The organism is Microbacterium sp. Y355 (genome assembly GCF_059445345.1).
On record NZ_JCAIUD010000001.1, the window covers coordinates 1,368,578 to 1,383,984 of the forward strand.

A 15,407-nucleotide genomic window follows, 5' to 3' on the forward strand; every position below is an offset into this window, starting at 1 on the left:
AGTTGATGACTATGTCCAGTCTGAGGGGGCAACACGCATACTTTCGGTGAAACTGGGTCTAAAGAAACGCAATTCTTTCGCTATGCTCAAGGAATGAGCGGCTCTGATATTCATCTCACGACTCTTGGCCATCGCATCCGTCACCACCGTGTTGCACAGGGCTTCACGCTCGACGAACTCGGCGCGATGGTCGGGGTCGCTGGTTCCCAGCTCAGCCTCGTCGAGAACGGCAAGCGCGAGCCCAAGCTCTCGCTGTTGCAGGCGATCGCACAGGCCACGAACACCGATGTCTCCGACCTCATTTCCGGCGAACCGCCGAATCGTCGTGCTGCGCTTGAGATCGAGTTGGAGCGCGCACAGGCGAGCCCGGTGTTCCGTCAGCTGGGAATCACGCCGGTGCGAGTGTCGAAGGGCATGCCAGACGAGACGATCGAATCGGTGCTCGGCCTGCACCGCGAACTGCAGCGCCGCGAGCGCGAGGCCATCGCGACGCCCGAAGAGGCGCGCCGAGCGAACACTGAGCTGCGACTGCGCATGCGCGCGCAGAACAACTACATCGGCGACATCGAGAAGCTTGCCGAGAAGCAGCTGAAGTCGGCTGGACACGTCAGCGGCGCACTCACTCACCGCACCGTGATCATCATGGCCGAGAAGCTCGGCTTCGAGCTCATCTATGCCAACGACCTGCCGCACTCGACGCGCTCGGTGACCGACCTGGAGAACAGTCGGATCTATCTTCCGCCGGCATCCATTCCGGGTGGCCACGGTCTGCGATCTATGGCGTTGCAGGCAATGGCGCACCGCCTGCTCGGTCACACACCACCGACCGATTACGCCGACTTCCTGCAGCAGCGCCTGGAGATCAACTACTTCGCGGCCTGCTGCCTGATCCCTGAGACGGCCGGTGTCGCCTTCCTGCAGCAGGCGAAGAAGGATCGCAACCTCGCCGTCGAGGACTTCCGCGATGCATTCGGCGTCACCCACGAGGCCGCCGGAATGCGAATGACGAACCTGATGACCGAGCACCTCGGCATGTCGCTGCACTTCCTACGCGTCGACGACTCCGGCGCCATCACACGCGTCTACGAGAACGACGGCCTGCACCTGCCGATGGATGTCACCGGAGCGGTCGAAGGCCAGCCGGTGTGCAGGAAGTTTCAAGCGCGGGCTGCGTTCACCCAGCAGAACCGCACCACCGAGCGATACCAGTACACCGATACGCCCTCGGGGACGTTCTGGTGCGCGACGCAAACCGGAACCGCGAGCGACGGAGAGTACTCCATCACCGTGGGTGTGCCGTTCGATGACGCTCGCTGGTGGCGAGGTCGGGAGACCTCAGACCGCGCGGTCTCGACCTGCCCAGACGAGGCATGCTGCCGCAGGCCAGCGCCGGATCTCTCCGACAAGTGGTCGAGCAAGGCATGGCCGAGCGCACGCGTGCACACGCACATGTTCTCGCCGCTCCCCCGAGGCGCCTTCCCCGGCGTCGACGAGAACGAGGTCTACACGTTCTTGGCCAAGCACGCCGCGGAGTAGCCCACCCCCCTGGCGAACGGCCAACTGTGGCTCGTTCGGCGTCGGAAACACAGCCACACGTGGCTGATCGATGCTGATCAACCAGTGATGAACGCAGCGTAGCGGTCGAGCGACGCAGCGATCTCGTGCTCGGCCGCGACGCCGTCGGCGAGCATTTCCGGCACCGGGTCGTCGGTGTGACGACCTACCGCCGTGGAGTGCCGCCAGGTGCCGACCACGACGCCGTCGGCGAGGATAATCGGGCGCACCATGCCGTTCTTGCCCGGCCCGATGGCCGCGAGGCGCTCCGGCGGGCAGGCGATCGTGCGGTCGATATAAGAGATGTAGAACTCCTCGAATGAGCCGAGCGCGAGAACGGATGCCGCAGCAGCGCTGCGCCGCGGACGCGCGGTCGCTGTGAACAGCCCATCGTCAATCTCGTGGATTCGATCATCATCGGCGGATGCTGCGGATGCCGCCCGCGCGGCGCCGAGCGTAAGCCCTGCCCACCACGCGAAGTCTTCGGCAGTAGCGGGACCATGGCCGATGACGTAGCGAACGAAGAACTCGGTTGCCGGGTCGTCGGGGATGTCCGAGTGCGTGATGTGCTCCTCGGTGAGGACGAATCGTTGCTCACGAGAAACTGCGCCCTGTCTGGCGACGACCGGGCCCTGGCAGATGATGCCCCGCAGAGCAAGATTCTGCACGGCATGCGCACCGCGCTGGTTCGCCGTGTCGATCTCCGCTCGCTCCAGCACGGTGAACAGCTCACTACGAAGCAGCTCATTATCTCCACTCAACGCCGCGCGGATCACCCGCTCGACCTTCGAGAGTTCTTCGACTCCGAGACCGAGTTCGCGATAGCGAGGCGCGGCCATGCGCAACTGCCGCTCCCCCGTGACGCTCAGCACCCAGGCCAGATCTTCGGCGGGGATGATGTGCAGCGTGCCCCGCTGTGTCCACGCGCGCACAAGAGCACCGAGGTTGAAGAGTCGGTCGACCGTGCGAATAGTCGGCGCACCCGTCGTGCGCGCACCCAGTGCCCAGCGCCCGGCCCAGAAATCCTGAGCCTGCACCGCGAGCATGTGGTGCCCAGCATCCGCCACCGAACGGGCCGGCGCCGTCAGGCGATGCGCGCGCAGGCGTTCGGCGCGCAGGGTATGCGGATCCATCACCCCATCCTGCCCGGTGCCACCGACATTCCGGCGATGTTGATCTCCTCCTTGACGACCGGGTTCGCCAGCGACCGCCGAGCGTCCATGGTCGGCTGAAGGCTCGACTCCCGCCGGGATAGCCTGGTGCCATGACTTCGATCACCGCGCGCGCCGCGCTTCTCGACATGGACGGAACGCTCGTCGATTCCACGGCGGTCGTCGAGCGACTGTGGTGGGAGTGGGCGGCCCCGCACAGGCTCGACCGCGACACAGTGTTGGAGACGGTCCACGGCCGGCAGGGACATCAGAGCATGGCGATCCTGCTGCCCGAACGCGATCACGCGGTCAATCTCGAGGAGAACGCGCAGATGCTCGCGCGTGAGAGCGTCGAGGTTGACGGCGTCCTTGCAATTCCCGGTGCCGCCCCGCTGCTGCGTTCACTCGAGGGGCTCCCGCACGCGATCGTCACCTCTGCCGACCTCGCGCTCATGACCGCGCGGATGACCGCTGCCGGGCTGAACATTCCCGAGCAGCGGATAACCGCAGAAAGCGTCTCGAAGAGCAAGCCGGATCCGGAGGGCTTCCTGCTGGCGGCATCCGTTCTAGGAATCGCCCCCGTCGACTGCGTGGTCTTCGAGGATTCAGGAGCCGGAATCCAGGCCGGCCTGGCGGCAGGCATGACGGTGATCGGCGTCGGAGCGCATGCGCCACGATTCGCGCCGACACATCACGTCGATGACCTCACGCAGGTTGCAATCACGCCGACAACCGACGGGTTCGAGATTCAGATCAGCTGAGTGCGACGATCGCGTTGCAGATCATGCGCTGGGTGACAGCCCGAGGTCCTCTTCACGAACGGTGCCCTGGAACGACCAGGGGAAGTCGATCCAAAGATCGGTGTCTTTCCAGGCGAAATCTGGCTGGATGATCGTCGACGGCTTGGTGTAGATCGTCACTGAGCGCACATCGGCGCCCTTGTCTTGGAGCAGCTGAACGGCGAGCGCGAGCGTCCGGCCAGAGTCGGCGACGTCGTCGACGAGCAGCACCCGTCGACCGTCGAGATACGCCATGTCGAGCTCGGGAGGAAGCACCTCAGGAGCATCCAGCACTGTTCCGATGCCGGTGTAGAACTCGACGTTGATCGCGCCGCAGTTCTTGGCGCCCAGCCCGTAGGCGATCGCTCCCGCAGGCAGCAGCCCGCCACGAGCGATCGCGACGACCACCTCTGTCTCGAAGCCACTGTCGAGGATCCTCCGAGCGAGGTCTCGCGTTGCCGATCCGAATCCGTCCCAGGTGAGCGTCTCCCGCTCGATAGCTGTCATGCCTCCATTCTCTCCCCTTTCACGCGGTACGATCGACGCGTCCGGTTTGCTGCCGGTGCTCGAAAAAAGGGCACGAAGCCGTCGACGCATGGATGCGCCGCGCGAGACACATACGGAATCCCACAGATACCGTCTCGAAAGGCACTCCCATGCCCACTGTCTCCGCCCATGTGGCACTCACTCTCGCCCAGCACATCGACGCCGTCTTCGGTGTGATGGGCAACGGGAATGCTTATTTCCTCGATGCGCTCGAACGCCAGACGGATGCCGCATTCACCGCGGTGCGCCATGAACAAGGTGCCGTGGTCGCCGCAGACGCGCACCACCGCGCTTCCGGCAGAATCGCCGCTGCGACCACCACCTACGGCGCCGGGTTCACGAACACGCTCACTGCTCTGGCCGAGTCGGTGCAGGCGCACATCCCGCTCGTGCTCGTCGTCGGAGATGAGCCCACCTCTGGCCCTCGACCCTGGGATGTCGACCAGATCGCGCTGGCCTCCGCCGTCGGCGCCCGCACCTATACCGTCGGACGCGCGGATGCCGCAGCGACCACGATCATCGCCATCGAACACGCCCTCACCTATCGCGTTCCCGTCGTGTTGGCGATCCCGTACGACGTGGCTGCGCTCGAAGCCGGGCCGGCGCCTGCCGCCCCCGAGCCGCGCGTCCCCGCACCCCTCGCACCTAAAGGGGAGTTCGTCGAGGGGATGCTGGATGAGATCGTCGCTGCGCTTCATAACGCCGAGCGGCCCTTCCTCCTGGCTGGTCGCGGCGCGTGGCTAGCCGGTGCCGACGAAGCTCTGGGCAACTTGGCTGCGGCGACCGGAGCACTGACGGCCTCCACCGCTCTCGGTCGTGGCATCTTTCCCGCGGGCGAGTATGACCTGGGTGTGACCGGTGGTTTCGGCGCCGAGGGTGCGATGGCGCTGGTCCGCGAGGCTGACGTCGCGGTCATCTTCGGTGCCTCGCTGAACCAGTTCACGATGCGCTTCGGCGAACTGTTCGCACCGGGGACGCGGGTGTTCCAGGTCGACGTTGCGCCCGCGGCGACACACGCGCACGTCGGAGGCTTCGTCCGCGGTGACGCCCGGGTCGTGGCAGAGGCACTGGTGTCTCGGCTGAGCGCCCCCGGGAATGGCGATGGTTCTTCCGGAGTTGTGCGAGACCGCTGGCGCAGCACCGCCGAGGTCGAGGCGGCAAAGGCCTATGAAACCGGGGATGACCTCGCCCCCGACGGTCGCCTCGACCCTCGGTCGGCCGCGCGGAGGATCGCCGAGCTGCTGCCGGAAGACCGCGTCGTAGTGTCTGACGGCGGGCACTTCATCGGCTGGGCGAACATGTACTGGCCGGTCGCATCCCCCGATCGAATGATGATGATCGGCACCGCATTCCAGGCGATTGGGCAGGGCTGGCCGAGTGTTGTCGGCGCCATCCGTGCTCGCCCGGAGTCCACTGTCGTCCTCACCTCCGGCGACGGCGGCGGGCTGATGGCCATCGCCGATCTGGAGTCCGCCGTCCGCGCCGCCGGCGGTCACGGCTGCGCCGTTATCTGGAACGACGCCGCCTACGGCGCGGAGATCCACCTCTACGGACTCAAGGGGCTCTCCGAAGCGCCGATGCGCATCCCCGAAGTCGACTTCGCCGCGTTCGCGACGGCGGCGGGAGGCGAGGGAGTTGTCGTACGCACTCTCGCCGACCTCGATCGGCTCAGCACCTGGGCTGCAGAGGACGCGCCAACCCGCCCATTCCTGCTGCTCGATCTGCGCATCTCCGGAGATGTCATCGCTCCGTACCAGCAGGAGATCATCCGCGTGAACTCTTGACACGCCTGCACAGCCCAGGTGCAACGTGGTTGCAGGCGTGCGTCGTCAATCGAGGTCTTCGATCCCCTGCACCCGCACCTGCTCAAGGTCGAGCCGCGCCGAGATCCTGCGCACCACAAGATCGTCCACCGTGCCTGCACGGCGAAGATCCAACAGCACCTCACGCTTATGCTCGAGCACTGCAAGCTTGAGCCTGGAGTATTCCTCGTGGCGCACGATGGGTGAGCGCTGCATCAGGTCGACGTCTGCCGATGTCGCGACCATCTGCAGAGTCGTGCCGTCGGAGAGATCGGCGGTGGTACTAACTGCGCCAAACGAATCAAGGTCCGCAGTCGTCTCGGCCTCTGTGGCGAGAGGATCCGGTGCATCCAGCAGATTCTCCATCGCACCCACCTCATCGTCTATGAGCGCGCGCTCCCTCGCCAGTGCGCGCGCGTTCGCCAGTTCGAGCATCTCGTAGCCGTCACGGCGGACGCGATCACGAACCTCCTCACTGATGTCATGCTCGGATGCGAGCGTATCCAGCGCGGCCATCGCCGCACCTGAGATCGCGCGCTCGGCGAGTTCGTGCTCCTCGTCGGCATCGTGATCGACAGGGAATCCTGCCCAGCGCACCACGGCGGGCAATACCGGCCCCTGCACCAGCAGGCTGAGCAGGATCACACCGGCAGTGACGAACACGATCTCATCGCGCCCTGCCAGCGGAGAGCCATCAGACGTGGTCAGCGGCACAGACAGCGCGATCGCCAGCGAGATCGCACCGCGCATGCCGGCGACGGTGCTTACGATTTGTGCTCTAGTGCGAAGCCGTCGAGGACGCGCGACACCGCCTCCGATCCGCTGGAACGGCACCGAAAGCAGTTGGAATCCGAAGCGCACCACGAGCAGTGTCACCCAGACCGCGAGCGTGACGAGCACGAGCCATCCGATCATCCGCAGGGACGTCTGGTGTGCAACCCACTGCAGCTCGAGCCCGATCAACACGAAGAGTGCGCCGTTGAGCATGAAGACGCCGAACGGCCAGACCGCATCTGCCTGCCGTCGAGAGGCCGCCGTACTGATCCGTGGCCCGAGGTAGGCCGCGATGAGCCCGGCGACCACGACCGCGAGCACGCCGGAGGCGTGGATCAGCTCGGCGAGCAGGAACGCCGTGAACGGGGTCAACAGCATGGCGACGTTGATCGTGATCGTCGTGCGCACCCGGCGCAGCAGCGCCCAGGCCGCCGCCGCCACGAGAGTCCCGACGGCGATCCCGCCGAGATACGAAACGATGACGCTCCACGTGACGGAGAGAGGCGTGATCGTGCCGCCGACCGCCAGTGATACCGCAATCGCGTACAGCACGAGCGCAGTGCCGTCGTTCGTGAGGCTCTCCGCCTTCAGTTTCATGAATGCGCGTCGCGGCAGCAGACGCCCGAGAGCGGCCACTGCGGTGGCGTCGGGCGGAGCGACGGCGGCACCGAGGATGAGTGCGATTTCCCATGGCAGGCCAAACAGCACGGCCACGGCGGCCACGGCAAAGGCCGAAGCGACGACGAGAAGCGTACTCATCGGCAGGATGTATCGGAAGTCCCGCCGGATGGAGCGCAGCGACGTCGTGAGACTCTCCCAGAACAGCATCACCGGCAGGAACAACAGCAGCACGGTCTCCGGCGGCAACTGCACCTCACGCAGCGCTGGCACGAATCCGAGCAGCAAACCGAACACGACCAGCACCAGGGGCAACGCAAGCCTGACGCGTGGCGCGAGCATCGTTCCTACCAAGATTGTCAGACCGAGTAGGACCGTAACCTCGAGACCTTCCATGCGATCTTCCCATCCACCGTCGCGAGTCTGGGCGCGAACGTGCTCACGACATAGCGCCCGTCATGCCCACGGTATTCCCGACTCGCCGTCGACGGAAGGGCATCTGTTGCCGGTGCGATGAAGGTCAGCTAGATGCGCTGTAGTCGGGCAGCTCCTGAAGCGTCCAGGTGTTTCCGTCCGGGTCGTCGAATGTGACGAAGCGTCCCCATGCTTGCTCGTCGACGCCCCGCGCCTCCACTCCGACCCCCTGCAGTTGCGCGAGTGCTTCGTCAGCATCGGGCACCACAACCTGGATCGTGTCCTGCGATCCCGGTGCGAGGTCGCTGCCGAGGTTGGTTCCGAAAGCGATGGAGCAGGCCGAACCAGGCGGGGTCATCTGCACGAATCGCAGACCTTCAGACGGGGTGTGGTCGTGGTCGGCGTTGAAGCCGATCTTCACGTAGAAGTCCTTCGCACGATCGACGTCAGTCACCGGTACGAAGATGAGTTCGATCTTCCAAGTCATGTCGCACTCTTCCTGGCGGGCATCGGCGCCCGACCAGTGGCAACGCTACGCGCGGGGTATGACATTGCGCAGACCGGCGAAGGTCTCAGAACCAGTGGGCGTCGCACGCGCGTGCTCAGAGACGTGTGGCGTCCATGGCTCTGCGCAGGATCGAGACGATCGGAGGCGTCGGCTTCGTGGTCGACCATATTTTGACGGCCGCATCGAAGCAGCCGAGAGCTGCGGCGATGGCTGCAGTCGCGCGTGGGTCGGTGCTGTCCGCGGGGTCGGCCCCGATACGGCGGGAGACCTCCGGGTGCAGCGCCGCAGCCCACTGGGCATGCTTCTCATGCTGAAAAGCAGCGAGTCCAGGGGTCGCAGCGATCAGCGCGGCCAACTGTCTACCGGGCCCCTGGTCGGCGTCGTAACGGTCGATCAGCGACTCGAGGGCATGTCGCAGGGCAGTCCAAACGGGTTCCTCGTCCGGGCGCACACGCAATGCGTCGCGCAGAAGGCCGGACGCCTCGTCCACATCAGTGAGGACGGCGTCGTCTTTCGACGTGAAGTAGCGGAAGAACGTGCTCCGAGATATCTCAGCGGCCGAGCATATGGCCTCGACAGTGATCGTCTCGTAACCGTGTTCGAGGACGAGCCTGCGTGCGGTCGTCGAGACATGCTCCTTCACCGCTTGCCGGGCCACCGCGCGCGATCCTCCCGAGCGCTGGTCTCGCATCATCATCGACACATGGTATCTCATTCTGAAAGTGATACAGTGTCTCATCTTCGGGAACATGTCCCAGAAATCTAGGAAGGTGGATGAACTGTGGTCGAGAAGAAAGTCATCGTGGTGACAGGGGCGAGCGATGGGATCGGCGCGGCGGCCGCACGGCGTCTCGCGAAGAGTGGGCATACTGTGGCGGTGGTGGGCAGATCTGCTCAGAAAACTGCGGCGGTGGCCGCCGACATCGGCGCCGACCATTTCGTTGCGGACTACACCCGCCTGGACGATGTGCGGCGACTTGCCGCAGAGCTGGACGCCGCATACCCGCAGATCGATGTCCTCGCCAACAACGCCGGCGGCGTCTTCGGCGATCGGGTCAAGACGGTCGACGGGTTCGAGAAGACCTTTCAGATCAATCACCTCGCGCCGTTCCTGCTCACGATGCTACTGATGGACAAGCTCGTCGCGTCTGGCTCGTCAGTGATCCAGACTTCAACTCTGCACGGCGGCATGGTCCGTGAACTCGATATCGACGACCTTGATTTGGACAAGGACTATGGCGTGGTGCGCGCCTACAACGCTGCGAAGCTGGAGAACGTGTTGTTCACCAAGGAACTCCACCGCCGATATCACTCGCTGGGCATCTCCGCGGCAGTGTTCTACCCCGGCAACATCGCCACGAGTTTCGGTTCTGACACCACCAGCGCCCTGATGCGGTTCCTCACGACCAGCCGGGTCTCCCGGGCCGTGCTCCTCACAACCCCAGACAAGGGGGCGGAGCAGCTGGTGTGGCTCGCCGAGGGAAAGCCCGGGAGCGACTGGGCTTCCGGGGAGTTCTACGCGAAGAAGATCGCAGGGAAGGGCCTAAACCCACTGGCCGTCGACACCGACCTGGCCCGCCGACTCTGGGAGCGCTCAGAACAGCTCCTCAGCTGAGCCACGATGAGACTCTGCGACGCCGACAATCAGCAAGACCGTGCCGGCGACGATCACCATCCGGTTCGCTCTCGAACTCAGGCCGGGAGGAAGACGCCCTGGAGGAACTCCTCGAGTTCATCCGTGGCAGCCAGTGGCAGCACCGCCGCGACGTACTGGTCAGGACGCACCACGACAACCACACCATCGCGGGAAAGCTCACGCTCCGCGAAGATGTCGGCCGCCGTCCAGGCGTTAGGGGCCGCGGTGTAGACCTTCTCCCAATCAGTCAGCTCCAGCGGGCCGCTCTTCGGCAGGAACAGTGGCGGCACCGACATAATGTCGATGTCCTCGAAAGCCTGCTGGTAGACCGCTTTCACATCGAGCACGGCATCCACGTCAGCATCCGCCGGCGTGAACTGCGCGACAACAGGCGCGACAGCCGAGGCCCACGCGCCGAGGCGAGCGCCAGCGGCATCCGCGAATGCATAGATCCGCCAACGACCGTCTGCCTTCGCATGATGCCCGAGATGCACGACATTGCCGTCGCAGACCCGAACCACCTCCACGGACTTGAATCGACGGCCAAGCGGGAACCCGGCGGCGAGCGCCTGGTGTTCGTCGGAGCCGGTGATCGCCGACTGCGTGTAGTGCGTCATGAATCCGGACGGGAACTCGGCCGTGGCCAGATAGTAGTTCGACAGCTCCTGCGGGTCGGAGATCTCCTCAGGCTTGCGCGCCATCAGCGACGACCATTCCCGGTCGAAGTCGATCAACTGCTGCGCAACCGGCTGCCGTTCGGCAGAATATGTCGACAGCAGCGACTCGGGGCTGCGTCCGGCGAGCACCGATCCGAGTTTCCAGCCCAGGTTGAATCCGTCCTGCATCGACACGTTCATCCCCTGCCCTGCCTTCGCGCTGTGCGTGTGGCAGGCGTCGCCGGTGAGGAACACACGCGGGTGACGATCGGCAGCGCCCGCGACATCGTCGAAGCCATCGGTAACGCGGTGCCCGACCTCGTACACGCTCGACCAGGCGACTTCTTTCACATCCAACGAGTACGGATGCAGGATCTCGTTCGCCTTGGCGATGACCGCCTCGATCGGTGTCTGACGCACCTGGTGGTTATCGCCCTCGGCGACCTCACCCAGGTCGACGTAGACCCGGCTGAGATAGCCGCCCTCGCGCGGGATATGCAAGATATTTCCGGCCTGGGCGTTGATCGCGCACTTGGTGCGCCAATCAGGGAAGTCGGTGTTCACCAGCACGTCCATCACGCCCCATGCGTGCGCAGAGAACTCGCCGACGTGGGTGCGACCGATCGCCTCGCGCACGCCGCTGCGGGCACCATCGCTGCCGACGACATACTTGGCTCGAATGGTGCGCTCGCCCCGTTTATCTGAACGCGTGGCCTCCCGCACCCGAACTTCGACGGGATACTCACCTTCGTCATGCACCGTCAGCCCGAGAAACTCCACGCCGTAGTCGGGCACAATGCGTCCTGGACCGCCTGCCGCAGCCTCTGCGAAGTAGTCGAGAACACGCGCCTGATTGACGATGAGGTGCGGGAACTCGCTGATCTTGAGCCCATAGTCCTCGGTACGCGTGGTGCGGATGATGTCGCCCGGGTTCTCTGGGTCAGGTCCCCAGAAGTTCATGTACGCGATGTTGTACGCCTCGGCGGTGATCCGCTCGGCGAAGCCGAAGGCTTGAAACGTCTCGACGCTGCGCGGTTGGATGCCGTCAGCCTGACCGAGCACCAGGCGCCCTTCGCGCTTCTCGATGACCCGCGTGGTGATGTCGGGGAACTGCGACATCTGGGCTGCCAGCAGCATTCCGGCCGGTCCGGAGCCGACGATGAGCACGTCCGTCTCATCCGGCAGCTCGGCGGGCCGATCGACCCCGGTGCCGGAGGCCGAGACGATGCGCGGGTTTTGTGAGACGTAGCCGTGATGGTGGAACTGCATCGAAACTCCTTCAGATAATCGGGGCAGGGGCGGATGCGTTGGCGTCCACCCCTGGAATGGAATCAGGCCTTGGCGAGGCCGTAAATCGGACTCACGGACTGCTCTGCCTCATGGTCAGGGCCGAGCGGGATACCGCTGCGGTCGCGCAGCAGCAGCGTCGCAATGAGCCCGATCATCGTCATGCCCGCCAGATACCAGGTAACGCCCTCGGTCGAACCAGTCGCCTGCACGATGGCCGCGGCGATCGCCGGGGCGAACGCACCGCCGAGGATCGCGCCGATCGCGTACGAGATCGATACCCCGGAGAAGCGAATGGATGCCGGGAACAGCTCGGTGTACAGCGCCGCTTGCGGTCCGTAGGTGAAGCCGAGACCCAGCGTGAGGATCGCGAGCCCGGCGAACAGCAGCCAGATATCCCCCGCGTTGACGAGCGGGAACAGCAGGAACACACCACCCAGCTGAAGGATCCAGCCGATGATGTACGTGTTGCGACGACCGATCCGGTCACAGATCCACCCGGCAAGCAACGTGGCGAGCAACCAGGTCACTGCAGAACCGGTCACTGCCCACAGCACCGGGCCGCGCTCGAGTCCGATCGGCCCCTCCGGATCGGTCGCATACCCCTGGATGTACCCGCCAGTGGTCATGTAGCCGATGGCGTTGTTGCCGGCGAAGACGAGGGCGGCGATGAGGACGAGCAGCGCGTGCTTGCGGAACAGCTGCACGATCGGCATGTTCGCCTTCTCCTTGCGTGCGGCGAGCTCGGTGAACACCGGGCTTTCCTCGACGTTGCGTCGCACGTAGTAGCCCACCAGGATCAGCACGACGCTGAGCAGGAACGGTACGCGCCAGCCCCAGATGAGGAACTGCTCGCCCGGTGCGATGGCCGTCATGATCGCCATCACGCCGGATGCGAGAAGCAGGCCGAGAGGGACTCCGACCTGCGGCGATGCTCCGAAAATCCCGCGGCGCTTCTTTGGGGCATGCTCGACGGCCATCAGGACCGCGCCGCCCCATTCCCCGCCGGCAGATATGCCCTGCAGGATGCGCAGCAGCACGAGCAGGATGGGGGCTCCGACGCCGATGACGTCGGCGGTGGGCAGCACACCGATCAATGCCGTGGCGGCGCCCATCAGGATGAGTGTCCACATCAGCACGCGCTTGCGCCCGACCTTGTCGCCGAAGTGCCCGGCGAGGAAGGCGCCGAGCGGGCGGAACAGGAAGCTGATTCCCACTGTGGCGAACCCGAAGATCACCGAGTTCGCATCGAGCACAGAGAAGAATAGCTGGCCGAAAACGAGGCCGACGGCGGTGGCGTAGATGAAGAAGTCGTACCACTCGACGGTGGTTCCGACGACTGTGGCGAAGACGACGCGGCGGCGATCCGCCGCGCTGGCGATGGTGCCTGTCGGCGTGAAGCCGGGCTGATCAGTCATTGATGCTCCTTGGGTGACGTCGTTGTCTCGGGTGCAGATGGATGCTTGCAACCCGATGCCAGGATGATATACGATTTCGAATACATCGCACAAGAGCGATGCACCAGACGCAAGGAGGCGCCCAACGTGACGGACCTTATCGCCCGCCCCGGCAAGATCATCGCGATCCACCTCAGCTACGCCTCTCGTGCTGATCAGCGCGGTCGGCGCCCCGCGCATCCTTCCTATTTCTTCAAGGTCGCAAGCTCGGTCGCGGCTTCCGGCGACACCGTCGAACGCCCGGCCGGCACCGAGTTGCTCGCATTCGAGGGCGAGATCGCGCTGGTGATCGGCACTCCTGCCCGCCATGTACGCATCGAGGATGCCTGGTCGCACGTCGCATCCGTCACCGCAGCCAACGACCTCGGGCTCTACGACCTGCGCGCGAACGACAAGGGCTCGAATGTGCGATCGAAGGGCGGCGACGGCTATACGCCTCTCGGCCCGAACCTCATCGACGCGCGAGCCATCGACCCTACCGACATCCGCGTCCGCACCTGGGTCAACGGCGAACTTCGACAGGACGACAACTCGTCCGGGCTCATCTTCCCCCTGGCACAGTTCGTGGCTGACCTCTCCCAGCACTTCACGCTAGAGACCGGAGATGTCATCCTCACCGGTACCCCGGCAGGATCGTCCGTGATCGTGCCCGGCGACGTCGTGGAGGTCGAGGTCGATGCTCCGAATGCACCGGGTGCCCTGACATCCGGTCGGCTGATCACCACCGTCACGCAGGGCGATATGTCGTTCGATGAGGCGCTCGGTTCACTTCCCACCGTCGACAATGTGCAGCGCACTGAGGCGTGGGGTTCCGCTGAGGAAGCAGGGCTGGAGCCAGCCATTGCAGCCACCGGCAGTCTCTCCCCCGAGCTCCGCGCCAAGCTAGAAGCAGCGCCCACCGCAGGCTTGTCCGCCCAGCTGCGCAAGCTCGGCATCAACGCCTGTGTCATCGACGGCGTGCACGCTGCCCAGCCCGGCGTCAAACTCGTCGGCACCGCGAAGACGCTGCGCTTCGTGCCCGGCCGTGAAGATCTTTTCAAGACCCACGGCGGCGGATACAACGCGCAGAAGCGCGCGTTCGACACCGTTCGCGAGGGTGAAGTCATCGTGATCGAGGCCCGCGGTGAGTCTGGCTCCGGCACACTGGGCGACATCATGGCGCTGCGTGCGCAGGCCAGAGGCGCGGCCGGCGTCGTCACTGACGGCGGCGTACGCGACTACGACACTGTGGTCGAGATCGGGCTCCCCGTGTTCTCGCGCGGTGCGCATCCTGCTGTCCTCGGACGCAAGCACGTGCCGTGGGAGTACGACGTGGCAGTCGCCTGCGGAGGAACAACTGTCGAGCCGGGCGACATCATCGTCGGGGATGGTGATGGCGTGATCGTCATCCCGCCCGCACTGGCGGATCAGATCGCCGACGCCGCACTCGCCCAGGAGGACGAAGATGCCTGGATCGCCGAGCGCGTCGCCGAAGGCCACGGCCTGGACGGTCTCTTCCCGATGAACGCCGAGTGGCGAGCCAAGTATGAGGCGGACCGCGCATGACGAAGATCCTCAGTAAATCGCAGCGCGCCTATCACTGGATAAAGGAGCGCATCGCGGGACAGACCTACACTCCGGGCTACCGGCTGGTATTGGGGTCGATCGCCGGCGAGCTCGACATGAGCGTGGTGCCGGTACGCGAGGCGATCCGGCAGCTCGAGGCCGAGGGACTCGTGCACTTCGAGCATAACGTCGGCGCCCGAGTGGCCATGGTCGATGACACCCAATACCGGCACAGCATGGAGGCCCTCAGCATCCTGGAGGGCAGTGCGACCGCCCTTTCCGCACGCCACCTCACCGCCTCCGATTTGCGGCTCGCGCGTGCGATCAACGCGAAGTTGATCGAGACCCTCAGCGACTTCAATCCGTCGGCGTTCACACAGCTCAACCAGCAGTTCCATGCGGCACTCATCGCCCCGTGTCCGAACCCGCGCCTGCAGGAGCTCGTCACACTCGAGATGGCGCGCCTGAATCGGCTGCGTGATTCGACGTTCAGCTTCGTACCTGGGCGTGCACACGAGTCGGTGCGCGAGCACGAGCACATCGTCGCCCTGATCGAGGCGAGCGCCCCCATCATCGAGATCGAGCGGGCGGCCCGCGAACACCACTCCGCCACGCTCGACGCCTATCTCACCCAAGAGCACCCCGACGAAGCCGTCGGCATGCACGTCCATTGACACCGG

At 65.0% G+C, this 15,407-nt stretch carries 13 protein-coding genes; 6 read left to right on the forward strand and 7 right to left on the reverse strand.

The genetic code is table 11. The features are described from left to right. Nucleotides 1-93: 93 nt before the first annotated feature. Nucleotides 94-1,536 (forward strand): helix-turn-helix domain-containing protein, encoded by a 1,443-nt coding sequence (locus AC1C2O_RS06730; protein ID WP_495429656.1) that lies wholly within the window; start codon nucleotides 94-96, stop codon nucleotides 1,534-1,536. A gap of 77 nt (nucleotides 1,537-1,613) precedes the next feature. Here the strand turns inward: AC1C2O_RS06730 and AC1C2O_RS06735 are convergent, their stop codons facing one another. Next, entirely contained in the window at nucleotides 1,614-2,687 is a 1,074-nt protein-coding gene (locus tag AC1C2O_RS06735; protein ID WP_495429657.1) for a winged helix DNA-binding domain-containing protein, read from the reverse strand. A 131-nt stretch (nucleotides 2,688-2,818) separates the two neighbouring features. On the opposite strand from AC1C2O_RS06735, the gene AC1C2O_RS06740 reads away from it, so the two are divergent. Further along, the gene (locus AC1C2O_RS06740) at nucleotides 2,819-3,466 is read left to right on the forward strand and encodes an HAD-IA family hydrolase (RefSeq protein WP_495429658.1); all 648 of its coding nucleotides are present in this window, start codon (nucleotides 2,819-2,821) and stop codon (nucleotides 3,464-3,466) included. Between the two features lie 21 nt (nucleotides 3,467-3,487). Here AC1C2O_RS06740 and AC1C2O_RS06745 read toward each other — a convergent pair whose 3' ends face one another. Beyond that, nucleotides 3,488-3,991 carry a phosphoribosyltransferase gene (locus AC1C2O_RS06745; protein WP_495429659.1) on the reverse strand — a complete coding sequence of 168 codons (504 nt, stop codon included), beginning with the start codon at nucleotides 3,989-3,991 and terminating at the stop codon, nucleotides 3,488-3,490. Between the two features lie 149 nt (nucleotides 3,992-4,140). Here AC1C2O_RS06745 and AC1C2O_RS06750 point away from each other — a divergent pair, with 149 nt between their 5' ends. Continuing rightward, nucleotides 4,141-5,814: a thiamine pyrophosphate-binding protein gene (locus AC1C2O_RS06750; RefSeq protein WP_495429660.1), complete on the forward strand. Its 1,674-nt coding sequence runs from the start codon at nucleotides 4,141-4,143 to the stop codon at nucleotides 5,812-5,814. Between the two features lie 45 nt (nucleotides 5,815-5,859). On the opposite strand, the gene AC1C2O_RS06755 is transcribed toward AC1C2O_RS06750, so the two are convergent. The 3 genes from AC1C2O_RS06755 to AC1C2O_RS06765 all read right to left on the reverse strand — a co-directional run bounded on the left by AC1C2O_RS06755 (nucleotide 5,860) and on the right by AC1C2O_RS06765 (nucleotide 8,843). Next, nucleotides 5,860-7,620, reverse strand: a complete 1,761-nt coding sequence (locus AC1C2O_RS06755; protein WP_495429661.1) for a Na+/H+ antiporter — start codon at nucleotides 7,618-7,620, stop codon at nucleotides 5,860-5,862. Nucleotides 7,621-7,744: 124 nt separating this feature from the next. Then, nucleotides 7,745-8,125: a VOC family protein gene (locus AC1C2O_RS06760; protein WP_495429662.1), complete on the reverse strand. Its 381-nt coding sequence runs from the start codon at nucleotides 8,123-8,125 to the stop codon at nucleotides 7,745-7,747. A 115-nt stretch (nucleotides 8,126-8,240) separates the two neighbouring features. Beyond that, the gene (locus AC1C2O_RS06765) at nucleotides 8,241-8,843 is read right to left on the reverse strand and encodes a TetR family transcriptional regulator (protein WP_495429663.1); all 603 of its coding nucleotides are present in this window, start codon (nucleotides 8,841-8,843) and stop codon (nucleotides 8,241-8,243) included. 84 nt (nucleotides 8,844-8,927) lie between these two features. On the opposite strand from AC1C2O_RS06765, the gene AC1C2O_RS06770 reads away from it, so the two are divergent. After that, entirely contained in the window at nucleotides 8,928-9,761 is an 834-nt protein-coding gene (locus AC1C2O_RS06770) for an SDR family NAD(P)-dependent oxidoreductase (RefSeq protein WP_495429664.1), read from the forward strand. Nucleotides 9,762-9,838: 77 nt separating this feature from the next. Here the strand turns inward: AC1C2O_RS06770 and AC1C2O_RS06775 are convergent, their stop codons facing one another. Together AC1C2O_RS06775 and AC1C2O_RS06780 are read right to left on the reverse strand one after the other, a co-directional pair. Then, complete coding sequence (locus tag AC1C2O_RS06775; RefSeq protein WP_495429665.1) at nucleotides 9,839-11,707, reverse strand: FAD-dependent monooxygenase; 1,869 nt, start codon at nucleotides 11,705-11,707, stop codon at nucleotides 9,839-9,841. A 62-nt stretch (nucleotides 11,708-11,769) separates the two neighbouring features. Further along, on the reverse strand, nucleotides 11,770-13,143 hold the full coding sequence (locus AC1C2O_RS06780; protein WP_495429666.1) for an MFS transporter: 1,374 nt from the start codon (nucleotides 13,141-13,143) through the stop codon (nucleotides 11,770-11,772). Between the two features lie 126 nt (nucleotides 13,144-13,269). Between AC1C2O_RS06780 and AC1C2O_RS06785 the strand changes: the two genes are divergently transcribed. Both AC1C2O_RS06785 and AC1C2O_RS06790 read left to right on the forward strand, forming a co-directional pair. Next, nucleotides 13,270-14,727, forward strand: coding sequence for a fumarylacetoacetate hydrolase family protein (locus AC1C2O_RS06785; protein ID WP_495429667.1), 1,458 nt, complete (start codon nucleotides 13,270-13,272; stop codon nucleotides 14,725-14,727). After that, a complete protein-coding gene (locus AC1C2O_RS06790) occupies nucleotides 14,724-15,401 on the forward strand; it encodes a GntR family transcriptional regulator (protein WP_495429668.1) in 678 nt (225 codons plus the stop codon). Before AC1C2O_RS06785 ends, AC1C2O_RS06790 begins: the two co-directional genes overlap by 4 nt. The last annotated feature ends 6 nt before the right edge of the window (nucleotides 15,402-15,407 follow it).